Origin of the sequence: Peteryoungia algae, from assembly GCF_030369675.1 — a bacterium.
Lineage (GTDB): Bacteria > Pseudomonadota > Alphaproteobacteria > Rhizobiales > Rhizobiaceae > Allorhizobium > Allorhizobium algae.
On sequence record NZ_CP128477.1, the window covers coordinates 1,029,759 to 1,046,207 of the forward strand.

Here is a 16,449-nt window from a genome sequence, read left to right on the forward strand (position 1 = left end):
AGGCGACCCTATTCCGCCGCCTTCGGCAGATCCTCGGCCTCGATTTCGACCGGCAGAGGCTCCAGCTCGTAGGAATAGCCCTCGAGCATGGAGTAGGCCCGCTCGATCGCGCCGATCTGCACTTCCGAGGCCTTGATCGCATCGGTGATCGATTGCGCCCGCGCCCTCAGCATCGAGCCGAGCACGTCGGTATCGGGCCGCCGGCCGAGCCGGTCGAGATGCTTGCGCACCCGCGCCCGGTGGCGCTCCAGCTCGAGAATGTGGAAGCGGCATTTGAGAATGTCGTCGGTGAGCTTGCGCCGCAGGCCGGCGACCGGATCGAAACTGCCGGGCTCCCGCTCGTCAAGGATCATGTCGTTGATCAGCGTCTCCAGCACCATCAGCCCCTTGAGGTCGGTGGGCTCGGCCAGCTGCGGATCATAACCGGTATCGTCGAAAACCCGGCGGCGCACGGGATCCTTCAGCAGGTCGTAGCAGGCAGAGATTTTGGCAAAGGCCTCGGCATCGCCGCCGGCATCCGGATGGGCGGTCTTGACCACCTTGCGATAGGCCGCCTTTACGGCCGCATCGTCGGCATCCCGGGCCACGCCCAGGAGCTCGTAAGGGTCGATCACTGCGGCACCCGTCTTCGCCATACTCATTCACTCCCGCGCCCAGCCACCTCTCCCCTAAACCCGGATGGCGGCTGCTTCAAGACGGAACACGCCGTCGTCCCCGGTCGAAACATGGGTCGGTCCGGGGGCGTCCACTCCCAGCCGGGGGCGCAAGGGCATCAGACTCACCCCCCAAATCTCAAGGATTTCAGTCTATTGCGGAATTTGTGCGGTGCAGACTGTGATTTTTCATACTTGCCAAGGTTCGGAAATGCACCTACCTCTTGTCGCGTTCGGGCACCAAAGATCCCGGAGACTGGACTGACTTTGATCGACCGCATGTGTGGTCCTGGGGGCCTTCTCCCGCCGGCAGACGTTCTTTCCCCGTTATCGCGACCACTCGACGGTTCCGTTTCGGCGGAACTTCACCTTGCCACTTCCGGTCCGCCGGCCGTGGCGCAGACGACAGAAATCGGGAACAAGGAACTCTCCCATGGCCACCAAGGGCACCGTAAAATTCTTTAACCAGGACAAGGGCTTCGGCTTCATCACCCCGGAAGACGGCGCAAAGGACGTGTTCGTCCACATCTCTGCGCTCCAGGCCTCCGGCCTGCAGAGCCTCCAGGATGGCCAGCAGGTCACCTTCGACACCGAGCCGGACCGCATGGGCAAGGGCCCCAAGGCCGTCAACATCCAGGCCGACTGATCAAGAATTTCGAATGGCGTCCCCCCGGGGCGCCATTTTCGATTTCGGACCGCAGAAATGCCGAAAAGCGGCGATAGAGATTACTCCGCAGCCGCCGACGTGCTGCTGGACGCGACCTGTGTCTTCGGCCCGCCCGCAATGTCGACCGCCGCAAAGGCCTCGGCAATGAGGTCCGGCGACACACCGGGCTTGGTCGCCTCCGACGACAGGATCTGCCGATAGCGCCGGGCGCCGGCATAGCCCTGGAACAGCCCGACCATATGCCGCGTGACATGGTTGAGCCGCCCGCCGGACGCCACCACCCGCTCCGCATAACCGATCATGGCATCGCGCACGTGATCCCAGTCGACCGGCTTCGCCGCTTCGCCGTAGATCCGCTGATCGACTTCCGTGAGCAGCGTCGCATTGTGATAACTCGCCCGCCCCAGCATGACGCCATCCATGACGGCGAGATGCCGAACCGCCTGGTCGAGATCGCTGATCCCGCCGTTTATGCCGAGGAAAACATCGGGATTTTCGCGCTTCATTCGATAGACGAGTTCGTAATCGAGCGGCGGTATCTCCCGGTTTTCCTTCGGGCTCAAGCCCTTCAGCCAGGCCTTGCGCGCATGGATCCAGATCGCGTCGGCCCCTGCCCCGATCATCCGGGCGAGGAAATCCGGCAGCACAGCTTCCGCCTCCTGCTCGTCCACCCCGATCCGGCACTTGACCGTCACCGGCACCGTCGCCACCTGTTTCATGGCGGCGACACAGGCCTCGACCACCTCGGGCGTCTGCATCAGGCAGGCCCCGAAGGTCCCCGATTGTACCCGGTCCGACGGACAGCCGACATTCAGGTTGATCTCGTCATAGCCGTAATCCGAGGCGATCCTGACCGCCTCCACGAGCTTTGCCGGATCCGATCCGCCCAGCTGCAGTGCAACCGGATGTTCTTCCCCGTTGAACGAGAGCAGTTTCTCCCGCGGCCCGTGAATGATCGCATCCGCCACCACCATCTCGGTATAGAGCAGCGCCCTCGCCGAGAGCTGCCGATGGAAAAACCGGCAATGCCAATCCGTCCAGTCGATCATCGGCGCAACGGCGAAGACGGGAGCTTTGAAATAATTGACGTTTTGTTGCTCTTCAGACACTTACGGCACTTTCTCCATCGTCTCACTTACACTCGCTCGGGGCTGTTTCCGCCGATTTTTGCACTCGATTTGGTCCCATGGAGCCGATTAGGAGCCGGCTATGGGCACGATCCGCGCGCGCAAGCGCAAGGATGGCAGCGTCGCCTACCGGGTGCGAATGCGGGTCATGCAGGATGGCGTGACTTATCACGAGACCGAGACCTTTGACAGACGTCCTGCGGCTACAGCCCGGATTTCAAAGCGCGAACGGCAATATCATTGCTGACCTGGCATTTTGGACCGAAGCAATCCGGAAGTTCGAGGTGTAGCGCGACCAAGCTTCAACTTGATGTGGGTCAACCGCGCTCCCCTGTCTCAGGGGTATGCTCAATACGAGTAACAGCACACGGCAGATTACCACTATTGGGAGGGTTCAACATGAATGGCTTTGTCGCCCCTATCGTCTGGTTAGAAAAGCTGAAGCGCACCGATGTGGCCAAGGTTGGTGGCAAGAACTCCTCGCTCGGCGAGATGATTCAGGAGCTTGGCCAGCATGGTGTCGACGTTCCCCCGGGTTTTGCCACCACCTCGGATGCCTATTGGAATTTTGTCGATGAAAACCATCTACGCGAACCGGTCGGCAAGCTGATTGCGGACTGGACAGCCGGTAAGGCGACCCTTTCGGAGACTGGCGCGGCCATCCGCCAGCTTGTTCTGCGGGCAGATTGGCCAGAAGCCACGGCTGAAGCCATCATCCAGGCGTACAGGGAACTGTCCGGCAGAGCAGCCCGGGAGCAGGTCAGCGTTGCAGTGCGCTCGAGCGCGACAGCAGAAGATCTACCCGACGCGAGCTTCGCGGGCCAGCAGGAGACCTTCTTGAACATTGTCGGCGAAGCTGAGTTGCTGCGCGCCTGCAAGCGCTGCTTTGCCTCGCTCTTCACCGATCGTGCCATTTCCTATCGTCAGGCAAAGGGGTTCGACCACATGAAGGTCGCTCTGTCCGTCGGAATACAGCAAATGGTCCGCTCCGACCTCGGCGGATCCGGGGTTATGTTCTCCATCGACACAGAAACGGGTTTCGACAAGGTCGTCATCATTGATGCCGCCTGGGGGCTTGGGGAAAACGTCGTTCAGGGTGCTGTCGACCCGGACGAGTATCAAGTTTTCAAACCTCTTCTCGACGATCCGACTTTAATGCCGGTCATCTCGAAGAAGTGCGGTGGCAAGACCATAAAGATGATCTACGGCACAGCCCAAGAACCAACCCGGAATGTACCGACATCGAAAGCCGAGCGAAGCGCTTTTGTCCTTTCAGACGAAGAAATCCTGACACTGGCCCGCTGGGCAACAACCATCGAACGTCACTACGGCTGTGCCATGGACATGGAATGGGCTCGGGACGGGCATACTCAACGCCTTTACATTGTCCAGGCGCGACCGGAAACGGTCCAGTCGAACCGCGATACCGCAGTCTTCAGCTCCTATCAGATCAAGAGCAAGGGCAAGACATTGGTCAAGGGCCTGTCGATCGGCGACGCGATCGTCTCCGGTCAAGTCTGCCTGATCGAGAATGCCCGTGATATCGGGCAATTCATCGACGGATCGATCCTGGTTACATCCACGACGGATCCTGACTGGGTTCCCATCATGAAACGGGCGGCGGCCATCGTCACTGACCATGGCGGACGTACGTCGCATGCTGCCATTGTCAGCCGCGAGCTGGGGCTGCCGGCCGTGGTCGGAACCGGAACGGCCACCCAGGTGCTGCATTCCGGCCAGGAGATTACGGTGTCCTGCGCCGAGGGCGACGAGGCAGCGATCTACGAAGGGCTGGCAGACTACGAGGTTCAGACACTCGACATGGACGACGTTCCGGCGACGAGAACCAGGGTGATGCTCAACCTTGCCAATCCGGGCGCCGCGTTCCGCTGGTGGCGGCTGCCGGCGGACGGCGTGGGGCTCGCGCGCATGGAATTCGTCATCAGCAATGCAATTCGCATCCACCCCATGGCACTGGTGAATTTCGACACACTGACCGATCAGAAGGCGAAGGCCGAGATCGCGGGATTGACGGCAGCCTATGCCGATAAATCCGTCTACTTCGTCGACAAGCTGGCCGAAGGGCTGGCGCGGATCGCTTCGACATTCCACCCAAAGCCGGTCATCGTCCGGATGAGCGACTTCAAGACCAATGAATATGCGGGCCTTCTGGGCGGCAGCGCGTTCGAGCCAACCGAGGAAAACCCGATGATCGGTTTTCGCGGCGCCTCCCGGTATTATTCACCGCTCTACCGGGATGGGTTTGCTCTCGAATGCAGAGCAATACGGAAACTGAGAAACCAACTTGGCTTCAAGAATGTCGTTGTCATGATCCCGTTCTGCCGGTCCGTGTCGGAAGCCGAAAAGGTGCTGGAAGTCATGGCTGAGAATGGACTGAGGCGAGGCGAAGACGACTTGCAGGTCTTCGTCATGTGCGAGATCCCGTCCAACGTCATCCTGGCGAAGCAGTTCGCGCAACACTTCGATGGTTTCTCCATCGGGTCGAACGACCTGACGCAATTGACGCTCGGGGTCGATCGCGATTCCGGTGAGTTGGCCGATCTCTTCGACGAACAGGACGAAGCAGTCAAATGGATGATCCGCAAAGTGATCGAAGAGGCAAAGGCTGCCGGAGCCAAGATCGGCCTTTGTGGCCAGGCGCCGAGTGACCACCCCGAATTTGCGAAGTTCCTGGTGGAATGCGGCATAGATAGCATTTCGGTCACGCCGGACAGCTTCATCGCGGTCAAGCAGAACGTTTCGGAAGCCGAAATGGCGAACGAAGCCGGCGCGCAGATATTTGCGGATGACATTCCGGGATAAGCCGGTTCTGCGGCAAATCTACCGGATCGATAGATGCGCTCGAAAATGCCAGCGTCGGATTACGCTCCGTAGCGCCATGTCGACCACTTCAGAGCCCCGGCTGAAAACATGGGAGGGACGGCTGAAACATGGCTCATTCTCAATAGGAATATCAGGCTGCGCCGGGTCGGCTCTCAGTGGACATAAGCAGACAGGCCTTAGTCTGCGTGGCCGCACGGCTCCAGTCGGCAACCGAAATGCAAGGCCTCGTTGTCTCGTTCAGAATGACCCGTCGCTTCGAGAGACGGTGGTACGTGGCAGAAGTAAAACCGCGTAACAAATTGAATATTTGTAGACTTTTTGCCCGATCCGTCGCCGTCATCATTGGGGCCACGGCAAACACCGGTCGCCCATGGGGCCCGGGACCGGGTGTGTCACGGGTGAGGGAGTCGGTTTCTATCGTCATGGCCGCGCCCTTGCCATGCTCTGGCATCAAAGGAATCAGTTGCATTCGCCGCGAGGCCAGGGGGTCCGCTCAGCTGTCCAGCCCGATCACCTTTTCGAGCCGCTCCCAGGTGTCATCCATGGCGTAAGCCGCAAGAAAAGACAGGTTGATATGGCCGTAGATCGGCGAGAGCTGCCATTCGGCCTCTTCCTCATCGACGCCGGCGACCTGCTGCAGGAAGATGACGGAGGCGAGACCGGTACGGTCGGCGCCCGACATGCAATGCACAAGGATCGGCTGCTCCGCCGTTTTGAGAAGCGCCAGCAATTCCTGCGCCCGCCCCGGCGTCAGTTCACGGCGGGCCGAAATGCCGAAATTCACATGCGCGGCGCCATGCGCGGCCGTTGCGGCGACCTCGTCGTCATACCAGCTCCGGCCGACATTCTCGCCACGCAGATTGATCACGGTCTTGATGCCGTAGCGGTCGATCTCCGCGCTCAGCCGCGCACCGGAAAGCTGCGCCGAGCGATAGAACTGGCCAGGCAGAACTTCGTGGAAGTTTCCGGACAGGATCAGGATGCCGACATAGGCACCAAATAGCGCGAGAAGCCCGGCAACCGTCAGGCCGGAATGCAAGGCAATCCTGCGCCAACCGCGGACCTGCGGCACCTTGCGCTCCAGTGCCCCTTGACCGTCTTCAACACTCGACATCGCGACTCTCCCCGCCCTCTGGTCCAATGGACCGGCTCACAACGCTGCCCCTGCCACCCGATTCGGCTGTTTCGATGGCAAACGGTCCAGACGACAGCACGGACTTACACGATACAGGTGCCTCCAGTGCTGCAACCGGATGCGCGGGGCAACCGTCAAGTCCAATACAGGAAATCGCAGTTTCACAGCCGGACTGCTTCGCCCGCACCCGAACCGCTTGCGGCCAGGATGAGCGCGCGACCCCAATTCAACGGAAACTTCAGCCAGGGCACCCATGATCCGGCCCCTCGGCGGGCATTCCGCTCACAGCAATCCCAGTTCGGCCAGCTCCCGCTTCAGGTCATCGGGCATATCCTCGATATTGGCACCAGAGGCCGAGAGGTCGCGGGGCGCGACGTCGGCGTCGAGATAACGCCAGCCCTGGAAGGGGCGACGCGGTGCCGGCGCCACCTCGATCACCTCAGGGCCAAGGATCAGCTCGCAGCGGGTGATCCCATCGCCGCCGGTGAAGGTCTTGATGTCGAGGAGCTTCTGGCGGGCCGACAGCTGGCCCTTGATGATCCAGTAGAGCGAGCCACCATCCAGCAGTTCCTCCATGCGCTTCGGCACCATGCGGGTGACATGCGAAGAATGCGGCTCGAGGCCCGCCGCGACGGCCACGAGGCAACGTTCGGCGACCCAGTCGCGCAGGTCGTCGATGGAGTCGGCTCCGACGCAGAGTTTGAGCAGATGCAGTGTCATGACACCCGAGATAGCCTGTCTGGCCGGGGGGTCAAGGGCATGGGCGTCAAAGGCAGGGGCTGCTCAACAGTTGCGATGCATTTGCCTGCTGTCGCCATCCTCGGGGCACGCCTGAGGATGACGACGGAGACGTATCAGGACAGAGGCGCTCCCCTGCCCGCATCAACATTCGACGACGTTGACGGCGAGGCCACCAAGCGAGGTTTCCTTGTATTTCTCGTTCATGTCATTGCCGGTCTGGCGCATCGTCTCGATACAGGCGTCAAGCGGCACGAAATGCACACCGTCACCCTTCAGCGCGAGCGATGCAGCGGTAACGGCCTTGACGGCACCGAGCGCGTTGCGCTCGATACAGGGCACCTGGACCAGGCCGGCGACCGGGTCGCAGGTCATGCCGAGATGATGTTCGAGCGCGATTTCCGCGGCGTTCTCGATCTGCTCCGGCGTGCCGCCCATGACGGCGGCAAGACCGGCAGCGGCCATGGCCGAGGCCGAGCCGACTTCGCCCTGACAGCCGACCTCGGCGCCCGAAATCGAGGCATTGTGTTTGATGATCCCGCCAATGGCAGCGGCCGTCAGCAGGTAGTCGCGAATGCCCTGCTGGTCGGCATCGGGATGGAAATGCAGGTAATAGCGGATGGTGGCGGGCACGACACCGGCAGCACCATTGGTCGGCGATGTCACGACGCGGCCGCCGGCGGCATTTTCCTCGTTGACAGCCATGGCGTAGACCGAAAGCCAGTCGTTCGCGAGCACCGGATTGAGCCGGTTGGAACGCCACTCCTCCTGCAGCTGATCGTGGATGGATTTCGCCCGGCGGCGCACCTTCAAACCGCCCGGCAACTGGCCTTCCTGGCGCAATCCGCGATCGATGCAGCTCAGCATCGCATCCCAGATCCGGTCGAGGCCCGCATCGAGATCCTCGCGCGATCGCACGACCTCTTCATTCGCCCGCTTCATCTGCGCGATCGTCTGGCCGGATGAGGCGGCCATGGCGAGCATTTCCTTAGCCGATGCGAAGGGATAGGGCACCTTGTGATCGGATGCTTGCTTCTTCTGCTTCTGCAGGGCGAGAAGCTCGGTATCGGTGACAACGAAGCCACCCCCGATCGAATAGTAGATCTGGGTGAGGAGAACGCGGCCGTCCTTGTCCAGGGCGGACAGTCGCATGCCGTTGGCATGACCCGAGAGCGGCGTCTTCTTGTCGTAGACGAGGTCGTCCTTCGGTTGGAAGATGTAAGCTGGATGACCGGGCGGGGTGACGCGGCCTGTGCGCTCCACGTCTGCAATGATGCCCTCCATGCGGTCAGGGTCGATGCTGTCAGGTGCCTCGCCCATCAGACCGATGATCACCGCATTTCCCGTGCCGTGACCGATGCCGGTATAGGCGAGCGACCCGTGCAGGCTCGCCTTCAGGGCTGCCACATGGGCACCGGCGGGGCGCGGCCACTGATCAGAGAGGATGAGGTCGAGAAACCGGTTGGCCGCCGTCATCGGACCCATGGTGTGGGAACTCGAGGGGCCGACACCGATCTTGAACACGTCGAAAACCGAAAGAAACATGGGGCTCCTCGCATGCGGGACTGAAAGCGCAAAGGCTAGAGCATCGCCTATCACGAATGCGCCTCGCAATCGACATCGGCTTTCATGGCCGCGACATGACCAAGATGGTGTCCGCAGCCCAAAACGCAAACAGCGCGGTCGAGATGACCGCGCTGTGCGCAAATTCCGTTTGTGTAGGCTATCAAACCGCGCCGAAGAGATAGGCCAGGCAGAGAACGCCGGCAAATCCTACCAAAGCACGGATGGTAACGCCCCAGCACGACGGCTGAACATTGCCTTCCATGGAAACTCCAAGTGTGACCACTCATTCGTGGAAAGCCGTCCCCCGACCGCTTTCTGGCGAGATGTGTATTAAAATGCTGCGCCTTTCGCAATTGCAAAAATGGCAAAAGCAAGGCGTATTTTGCGCAGCAGGCATGCGTGGAGCGCATGGATATGTTATATTTCAATGGGATGAGCCGTTAACCGGCCTGGCACCACCTGCCTCATTTCGACCCAAAGCCTTAGGGCTGGTTAATTTCCGTTGTGGGAGATCGCTGGAGAAGGATAATGCGCGACGAGACGCGCTCGCAGGAATCGCAGCCATGACCATGCCGGACTACATCGCCCTCACCCTCTTCATTCTTCTTTGGCTGGCCTATGCGCGAATCACGGGCAACCAGGTGATCTGGCAAAGGACCAGCCTGACGAAGGCCATGGCGGAACGCCGGCGTGAATGGATCCTCAATTCCATGACGCGAGACCTGAAGATGATCGACACCCAGATCATGGGCGGGCTGCAGAACGGCACGGCCTTTTTCGCCTCCACGACAATCTTTGCCATAGGCGGCTGTTTCGCCTTGCTCGGTGCAACTGAACAGGTGGATGCAATCCTCAGGGACATTCCATTCATCGTGCAGGGTGGGCGGGCAACCTTCGAACTGAAGGTCTGCGGGCTGATTGGCCTTTTCGCGTACTCCTTCTTCAAGTTCGGCTGGTCCTACCGGCTGTTCAACTATTGCACCATTCTCTTTGGTGCGATCCCCATGATGGACGACGCAAAGATGGACCCGGCACGTGCGATGGAAGCGGCGGAGCGCACGATCCGGATGAACATCATCGCCGCCAGCCATTTCAATATGGGTCTGCGCGCCATCTTCTATTCGATCGGCTATCTCGGCTGGTTCGTCAGCCCCTGGATCTTCATGATCGCGACAGTTCTGGTCTTCATCGTGCTGCTGCGCCGCCAGTTTTTCTCCGAGGCAAGGCTTGCCCTCCTGAACGGGAGCGATACGTGAAAGCAGGAAATGCGACACGGGCCATGAATTTGCCGCCTTTGGGACCGACCGCCGATCCCTGACCGGCGCTGCACGGCGGCAGCCGGTGGAGAGGTGAAGGAAGACTGCGTGGCAGAGCAAACAGAGCATACCCCCCCGAGCCGCCCAAGTCGCCCGCGCCTTCCCGCGCTCGATGCGGTACGCGGCCTCGCACTGATCGCGATGGCGACCTATCATTTCAGCTGGGATCTCGAATTCTTCGGCTATCTGGAACCCGGCAGTTCGACGCAAGGCTTCCTGCGGGTCTATGCACGGCTAATCGCATCGACATTTTTGTTCCTCGCCGGCTTCAGCCTCGTGCTCGCGCAATACCCGACACTTCGACTGCAGCCCTTCCTGCGCAGGCTCGGGGTCATCGTCGCCGCGGCGGCTACGATTTCGGTCGCGACTTATTGGTTCACACCCGACAGCTGGATCTTTTTCGGCATCCTGCATGCGATTGCGGTGTCGAGCGTCGTCGGCCTTCTCTTCCTCAAGGCCCCGTTCATCGTGACGCTGGTCGCTGCCGCTGTCGCCTTCACGCTGCCGACAGTCCTGCGCTCGTCGAGCTTCGATGCGCCCTATTTCTGGTTTCTGGGTCTTTCGGAAACGCTTCCGCGCTCCAATGACTACGTGCCCCTGCTGCCATGGATCGGTGCACTGCTGACCGGCATCGCCCTGGCGCGCTTCCTCGTCGATCGCGACAGGCTGGGCTGGATCGCCAGGCTGCCGGCGGGCCCGAACTGGCTCCGCTGGGGCGGTCGCCATTCCCTGACCGTCTACCTGCTGCACCAGCCGGTGCTGATCGCCGGTCTCTTCCTCGCAAGCTACGTCGTTCCGCCACCCGCCGCGGATCCGGTCGCGTCCTACATGGGAAGCTGCCAGGCAAGCTGCGCGGAACAGGGTAACGAAGCAGGTCTGTGCGCGCGCTTCTGCGACTGCACACTGGAGCGCCTTCAGGCGGAGAACCTCTTTGCTCCCCTCCAGTCCGGCGCAATATTGCCGGATCAGGATGCACGCATCCAGACGCTGGCCGAAGAGTGCACGTTAAGGAGTCAGTCAGCGCCGTAAGGGGGAGTTCTTCAATGAATGCCTACCGCGCGAAGCCTCTGAAATATCCCTGGCCACCCATGCTCTACCTGACGGGCATCCTGACCGCCATGCTGGCTGGCCGGATCGCAGCGCTGGCTCCGATCCCCTCGCCCTATGGCTTCGCGTTGTCCTCCGTCGGCCTTGCCATCCTGCTTGCGGCCGTCATGCTCGATGTCTGGGCCGTGCGAACGCTGATCGGGCGGCAAACACCGGTTTCGGACTGCCGATGCGCCCGTCACCTCGTGACCTGCGGCCCATTTCGCTTCAGCCGCAATCCGATCTATCTCGCCTATACCTTATTCGCAGTCGCACTTGGTCTGATCTCGGGGAACAGCTGGTTTTTCGTCGCCGCGCTCGTTTCGCTTGGAGCGACGCGCCTGATCGCGATCCCCAGAGAAGAACGCCATCTCGAAGCCCGGTTCGGCTTCGACTACGACAGCTACCGCAAACGGACGCGGCGCTGGATCTGATTTGGACTGAAAACGAGGCCGCCGCACGTCAGGTGCCGACGCCGATCTCCACCAGGCGCGTAAGGCAGGCTTCTTCGGCCTGATCCAGTTCGGACAGGGTTTCATCGATATCGCGGCGCTTCTGGCGAAGCTCATCGCGTTTCTCGTCAATCTTCTTCATCATCAACTTGAGCTGCCCGATCTCGCCGGGCGGCTCCTTGTAGACATGAACGATTTCGCGGATTTCGGCGATCGTAAACCCGATGCGGCGACCACGCAGGATTTCCTGCAGGAACCGGCGGTCGGCGGTGCGGTAGAGGCGCGTACGGCCACGGCGTTCCGGATGCAGCAGGCCCTCGTCCTCGTAGAAACGCAGGGTGCGCGTCGAGACACCAAATTCACGCGTGAGCTCTGTTATGCTATAGTATTTCTTCACGGCATTCCGATCCTGTGTCGGAACACATGATATTGACTTTTACGTACAAGTCAATTTTTTCGGCCCTTCGACGCTCGAAGCCAGCCCCCTCGGTACCTGAATACGATGCCAGGCGTCACATGAACCACCAGGTGGCGAGACCGAGAAAGGCAAAGAAACCGATGATATCGGTGACCGTCGTGACGAAGACGGAGGAGGCGACGGCCGGATCGGCGCCGAAGCGGTCGAGCGCGAGCGGGATGAGGATGCCGGCGATGGCAGCCGCCATCATGTTGATCAGCATGGCGGTCGCGATGATCCCGCCGATATTGACGTCCTGAAACCACAGACCGGCAATGACGCCGATCATAATGCCGAAGACCACGCCGTTCAGCAGACCGACGCCCGCTTCGCGGCGCACGACCCTATAGGCATTGTGAATATCGAGATTGCGGGTGGCAAGCGCCCGGACCGTGACGGTCATGGTCTGCGATCCGGCATTGCCCCCCATGCCCGCGACGATCGGCATCAGGACCGCAAGTGCCACGATCTCCTGGATTGTCGCCTCGAACAGCGAGATGACCGAAGCCGCCAGGAAAGCCGTCAACAGATTGACCGCGAGCCACGGCACGCGCGACCGCGACGTCTCCGCAATGCTGTCGGACAGCTCTTCGTCGCCGACGCCACCGAGGCGCAGCAAATCCTCCTCCGCCTCTTCCTGGATGACGTCGACCACGTCGTCGATGGTGAGCACGCCGACCAGCCGCTCGTTTTCATCGACGACGGCGGCCGACAGAAGGTCATATTGCTCGAAAAGCTGGGCCGCCTCTTCCTGGTCCATCTTGGCCGGGATCGGGTGGTTCGTCTCGTGCATGATCGTCTCGATCTTCACCTGCCGCTTGGTGCGCAGGATCCGGTCGAGATTGACGACGCCGAGAAGTTTGAAGGTCGGATCGATGACGAAGATCTGGGTAAAGGTCTCCGGCAGATCTTCCTCGTCGCGCATGTAGTCGATCGTCTGGCCGACCGTCCAGAAGGGCGGCACGGCGACGAATTCCGTCTGCATACGCCGACCGGCGGAGCTTTCCGGATAATCGAGCGCCCGGCGAAGGCGCACACGCTCGGTGAACGGCAGCTGGGCAAGAATTTCCTCGCGGTCTTCGTCCTCGAGGTCTTCGAGAATATAGACGGCGTCATCCGAATCGAGATCGCCGATGGCCGCTGCGATCTGCGCATTCGGCATCTGATCGACGATCTGCATGCGGATCGCTTCATCGACCTCGGTCAGCGCCGTCATGTCGAAATCGGCGCCGAGCAGCCGGATCATCGCCAGCCGCTGGTCGGGCTGGATCGCCTCGATCAGGTGGCCCAGTTCCGACTCGTGCAGCTTGGCAACATTCTGGCGCAGGAAGATCACGTCGCGATCGGCGATCGCGGCCCCGACCATGGTCAGGAAATCATGACGGATCGAGCCTTCCTCGTCATAAATGTCGGCCTGCGGCTCCTCGGGAGCGCCACGGCCGAGACCATCGTCGTCGATCTCACTCATGACCTGCCCTCGCCTCTGATGCCCACTGCTTCGAAGTCGGGAGAATGGCGGCAAAAACCCTCAAGTCAACACGCAGCCAGGGGAAAAATGCCAGGAGCTGTGCAAAGCCTCCGGCTTCCTGCTAGCGTGTCTCTTGCGCCACAGTGGGCATCCGGCCCGCTCGCCAAGAGCCGAGAGTTTTCGTGACCCGCCTGACCATCCGCCGCTATCCCGACACCGCCCTGAAGACACCTGCCGAACGGGTCACCGAGTTCGGAGCGGATCTGCAACACCTTGCCGATGACCTCTTTGAGACGATGAAGGCGGCCCCCGGGATCGGCATCACCGCCCCTCATTGCGGGATCTCGAAGCGCCTGACCGTGATCGAGCTTCCCGAGATCGGCGGTCAGCGCGATTACGTCAATCCGGAAATCCTCTGGGCTTCCGAAGATGTGATGACCCAAACCGAAGGCAGCGTCTCCATGCCCGGCATGACCGAGGAGGTGACACGGCCAAGGGCGGTCCGGATCCGATACCAGACGCTTGACGGCACGGTGAACGAGGAAGCGCTCGAAGGATTCGCCGCGGTCTGCATGCAGCACGAAATCGACCAGCTCGACGGCATTTTCTGGGTCCAGAAACTGTCGCGCCTGAAGCGGGAACGGCTCCTGAAGAAGTGGGAAAAGGCGGCGCGCTGAGAGACAAGGTCGAACAAAGGCCAAGGCCGGGCGTTATCGTCTCAGACAGTGACGAAGGAGCCCATCATGGCCAAGGACGACCGCAAGACCGACTTTTCCCGCGAGGACGATTATCGCGACTACGACCAGCGCAATATCGGTGACGGCTGGCCCTATGCCGACGGCGCGGGCGCCACGGCAAGCCCGGTCGGCAATCGCGGCTACGGCGAAACCGCCGCCAATTTCGACCGCGACCGCAACGAGGGATATCACGTCGATGCGGTTGACGCTGCGGGGCTGGAACCGTCTCCGGCGACACCGGTCCTGCCGACGACCGAGGGTCGCGAAAACGACGACCAGCTCGAATCGGATATTTCCCTTGCCCTGGAGAGTTTCGACGACACGGTGCTGACAGGCCTCGACATCCATGTCGATGGCCATCTCGTGACGCTGCGCGGCGCGGTAGACACCGCCGAGGAGCGGCGTGCGGTGGAACTCAAAGTGCTTGGCGTGACAGGTGTCAGCGAGGTGAAGAACTTCATCACGACACTTGGCGTGGACAGCCACATCCCGCATGACGGCGATTGAGAAGCCGTTGAAAATTCAGCAACAAAAAACCCGGCGCAAAGGCCGGGTTCATTTTTGGTGCGGTCGAGAAGACTCGAACTTCCACGGGTTGCCCCACAGCGACCTCAACGCTGCGCGTCTACCAATTCCGCCACGACCGCATCGTGGTAGGCGCCGAATTGCTCCGGCGGGGCTGCATGTAGCAAAAGCATTGGGGGTCCACAAGCCCGGCGTGACAGATTTTTGAAAATTCCTCAGACGCTGTGGGAAAGCCCTGATGAAGAGGGTGGCTGCTGCCCTTGAAGTCCGGGGCTTTTCTTGCCAAATACAGGGAAAACAAGGCTTTTCGCGAGTCCACAGCCGAAGGCAAATTTCATGCTCCGCACCGATCTCGAACATTCCATGCATGCCCGCGAAGACTGTCCGCCGGTGCGTTGGCGAGTCACCGACGGGCTTGTCGGCTATGAGGAGGCCGTTGCAGAAATGGAGCGGCAGGTGGGTCTGATCGCAGACGGCAAGGCCGATGAACTGGTCTGGCTTGTGGAGCACCCTGCCCTTTATACCGCCGGCACGAGTGCCGATCAGAAAGACCTGATCGAACCGGACCGGTTTCCGGTCTTTGCGACCGGGCGTGGAGGCGAATACACCTATCATGGCCCCGGCCAGCGGGTCGCTTATGTGATGCTGGACCTGAAGCGTCGCCGGCAGGATGTGCGCGCCTATGTGGCAGCGCTCGAAGAAGTGGTGATCCGCACGCTGGACAGCATGAACGTCAAGGGCGAACGCCGCGAGGAGCGCGTCGGCGTCTGGGTGCGCCGTCCCGAAAAGCCTGTTCTGCCGGATGGCACGATGAGCGAGGACAAGATCGCGGCTCTCGGCATTCGGCTGCGTCGCTGGGTGAGCTTTCATGGCCTGTCGATCAATGTCGACCCGGATCTCTCGCATTTCACCGGCATCGTACCCTGCGGGATTTCGGCCCATGGCGTGACGAGCCTCATCGATCTCGGCCTGCCTGTCATGATGGCGGATGTCGATATGCGCCTGCGTGAGGCCTTTGAGGACGTCTTCGGACCGACGGTCAGCGAAGACTGACCGACCTCGGCTCAGGCGCGTCCCATGACCGGCCCATCGAGATCGCCGGCCTTGCGCCGCCGCTCGTGTCCTTCCTCATAGGTTTCAATCTGGCGCGCGATCTTGTCGATGAGACGGGCGCATTCGCGATGCGCATCGGTCAGGCGCTGAAGATCAAGCTTCAGCGCTTCGAGGGGCAGATCGCCGGTTTCCTGGATCGGACCGGTTCCCAGACCTGTCATCAGCCACATGGGCGAGACGCCAAGGATGCCGGCGAGATCAACCAGGCTCGACGCGCCAGGCTCCGAACGATCGGCCTCCCAGGCGAGCAGGCTTTCGCGCTTTACGCCGATTCGGTTCGCCACATCGGCGAGTGACAGGCCCGAAGCGTCGCGTGCGGCCGAGAGACGACCTCCCAGCGTGTCATCGCTCGAATCGGTCATGCGGGAAAACTCGTTGCGCGCCGGCATCGGCACCTCCTGATCGTCCAGTTGCGCCGCCCAAGGGGCGACAGTTGCTCTACTCCGATCCGTCGCATCCATTGTAGTGGATCCGAAGGGCCCGCATCTTTCCGGTGACGCCACGGACAGGCATGAAAACGCCGTCCGGGCCCCACAGACGAATGCGGACAAAAGGTCATAAACGC

Annotated in this window: 17 protein-coding genes and 1 tRNA gene; 9 read left to right on the plus strand and 9 right to left on the minus strand. The window is 61.2% G+C overall.

From position 1 onward, the window contains the following. Positions 1-8 precede the first annotated feature (8 nt). On the minus strand, positions 9-635 hold the full coding sequence (locus tag QTL56_RS05210; protein ID WP_229575548.1) for a DnaJ domain-containing protein: 627 nt from the start codon (positions 633-635) through the stop codon (positions 9-11). A 451-nt stretch (positions 636-1,086) separates the two neighbouring features. On the opposite strand from QTL56_RS05210, the gene QTL56_RS05215 reads away from it, so the two are divergent. Continuing rightward, positions 1,087-1,299 (plus strand): cold-shock protein, encoded by a 213-nt coding sequence (locus QTL56_RS05215; protein ID WP_229575549.1) that lies wholly within the window; start codon positions 1,087-1,089, stop codon positions 1,297-1,299. 80 nt (positions 1,300-1,379) lie between these two features. Here QTL56_RS05215 and dusA read toward each other — a convergent pair whose 3' ends face one another. Beyond that, entirely contained in the window at positions 1,380-2,369 is a 990-nt protein-coding gene (gene dusA / locus QTL56_RS05220) for a tRNA dihydrouridine(20/20a) synthase DusA (RefSeq protein ID WP_245137185.1), read from the minus strand. A 160-nt stretch (positions 2,370-2,529) separates the two neighbouring features. Here dusA and QTL56_RS05225 point away from each other — a divergent pair, with 160 nt between their 5' ends. Together QTL56_RS05225 and ppsA are read left to right on the plus strand one after the other, a co-directional pair. Continuing rightward, on the plus strand, positions 2,530-2,694 hold the full coding sequence (locus tag QTL56_RS05225; RefSeq protein ID WP_245136796.1) for a hypothetical protein: 165 nt from the start codon (positions 2,530-2,532) through the stop codon (positions 2,692-2,694). Positions 2,695-2,846: 152 nt separating this feature from the next. Beyond that, positions 2,847-5,270 (plus strand): phosphoenolpyruvate synthase, encoded by a 2,424-nt coding sequence (gene ppsA, locus QTL56_RS05230; protein WP_245136795.1) that lies wholly within the window; start codon positions 2,847-2,849, stop codon positions 5,268-5,270. 514 nt (positions 5,271-5,784) lie between these two features. On the opposite strand, the gene QTL56_RS05235 is transcribed toward ppsA, so the two are convergent. The 3 genes from QTL56_RS05235 to QTL56_RS05245 form a co-directional block, all read right to left on the minus strand. Then, positions 5,785-6,405 (minus strand): tyrosine-protein phosphatase, encoded by a 621-nt coding sequence (locus QTL56_RS05235; RefSeq protein WP_245136794.1) that lies wholly within the window; start codon positions 6,403-6,405, stop codon positions 5,785-5,787. A 303-nt stretch (positions 6,406-6,708) separates the two neighbouring features. Then, a complete protein-coding gene (locus QTL56_RS05240) occupies positions 6,709-7,146 on the minus strand; it encodes a DUF1489 family protein (RefSeq protein WP_229575553.1) in 438 nt (145 codons plus the stop codon). A gap of 162 nt (positions 7,147-7,308) precedes the next feature. Continuing rightward, positions 7,309-8,709 carry an L-serine ammonia-lyase gene (locus tag QTL56_RS05245; protein WP_229575554.1) on the minus strand — a complete coding sequence of 467 codons (1,401 nt, stop codon included), beginning with the start codon at positions 8,707-8,709 and terminating at the stop codon, positions 7,309-7,311. Between the two features lie 584 nt (positions 8,710-9,293). On the opposite strand from QTL56_RS05245, the gene QTL56_RS05250 reads away from it, so the two are divergent. The 3 genes from QTL56_RS05250 (at position 9,294) to QTL56_RS05260 (ending at position 11,566) form a co-directional block, all read left to right on the plus strand. Beyond that, positions 9,294-9,986 (plus strand): DUF599 domain-containing protein, encoded by a 693-nt coding sequence (locus QTL56_RS05250; protein WP_245136793.1) that lies wholly within the window; start codon positions 9,294-9,296, stop codon positions 9,984-9,986. Between the two features lie 108 nt (positions 9,987-10,094). Further along, positions 10,095-11,075, plus strand: coding sequence for a heparan-alpha-glucosaminide N-acetyltransferase (locus QTL56_RS05255; protein ID WP_245136792.1), 981 nt, complete (start codon positions 10,095-10,097; stop codon positions 11,073-11,075). 14 nt (positions 11,076-11,089) lie between these two features. Further along, the gene (locus QTL56_RS05260; protein WP_245136791.1) at positions 11,090-11,566 is read left to right on the plus strand and encodes a methyltransferase family protein; all 477 of its coding nucleotides are present in this window, start codon (positions 11,090-11,092) and stop codon (positions 11,564-11,566) included. A gap of 28 nt (positions 11,567-11,594) precedes the next feature. Here the strand turns inward: QTL56_RS05260 and QTL56_RS05265 are convergent, their stop codons facing one another. Continuing rightward, positions 11,595-11,981 (minus strand): MerR family transcriptional regulator, encoded by a 387-nt coding sequence (locus tag QTL56_RS05265; protein ID WP_229575558.1) that lies wholly within the window; start codon positions 11,979-11,981, stop codon positions 11,595-11,597. A gap of 115 nt (positions 11,982-12,096) precedes the next feature. Then, a complete protein-coding gene (gene mgtE, locus QTL56_RS05270) occupies positions 12,097-13,509 on the minus strand; it encodes a magnesium transporter (RefSeq protein ID WP_229575559.1) in 1,413 nt (470 codons plus the stop codon). 182 nt (positions 13,510-13,691) lie between these two features. Here mgtE and QTL56_RS05275 point away from each other — a divergent pair, with 182 nt between their 5' ends. Both QTL56_RS05275 and QTL56_RS05280 read left to right on the plus strand, forming a co-directional pair. After that, positions 13,692-14,186 carry a peptide deformylase gene (locus QTL56_RS05275; RefSeq protein WP_245136790.1) on the plus strand — a complete coding sequence of 165 codons (495 nt, stop codon included), beginning with the start codon at positions 13,692-13,694 and terminating at the stop codon, positions 14,184-14,186. Between the two features lie 66 nt (positions 14,187-14,252). Further along, positions 14,253-14,753, plus strand: coding sequence for a BON domain-containing protein (locus tag QTL56_RS05280; RefSeq protein ID WP_245136789.1), 501 nt, complete (start codon positions 14,253-14,255; stop codon positions 14,751-14,753). A 55-nt stretch (positions 14,754-14,808) separates the two neighbouring features. Here QTL56_RS05280 and QTL56_RS05285 read toward each other — a convergent pair. Beyond that, positions 14,809-14,893: transfer RNA gene (locus QTL56_RS05285), tRNA-Leu, on the minus strand. Positions 14,894-15,107: 214 nt separating this feature from the next. On the opposite strand from QTL56_RS05285, the gene lipB reads away from it, so the two are divergent. Beyond that, on the plus strand, positions 15,108-15,824 hold the full coding sequence (gene lipB, locus QTL56_RS05290) for a lipoyl(octanoyl) transferase LipB (protein WP_245136788.1): 717 nt from the start codon (positions 15,108-15,110) through the stop codon (positions 15,822-15,824). Positions 15,825-15,835: 11 nt separating this feature from the next. Here lipB and QTL56_RS05295 read toward each other — a convergent pair whose 3' ends face one another. Then, a complete protein-coding gene (locus QTL56_RS05295) occupies positions 15,836-16,273 on the minus strand; it encodes a helix-turn-helix domain-containing protein (protein ID WP_245136787.1) in 438 nt (145 codons plus the stop codon). Between the last annotated feature and the right edge of the window lie 176 nt (positions 16,274-16,449).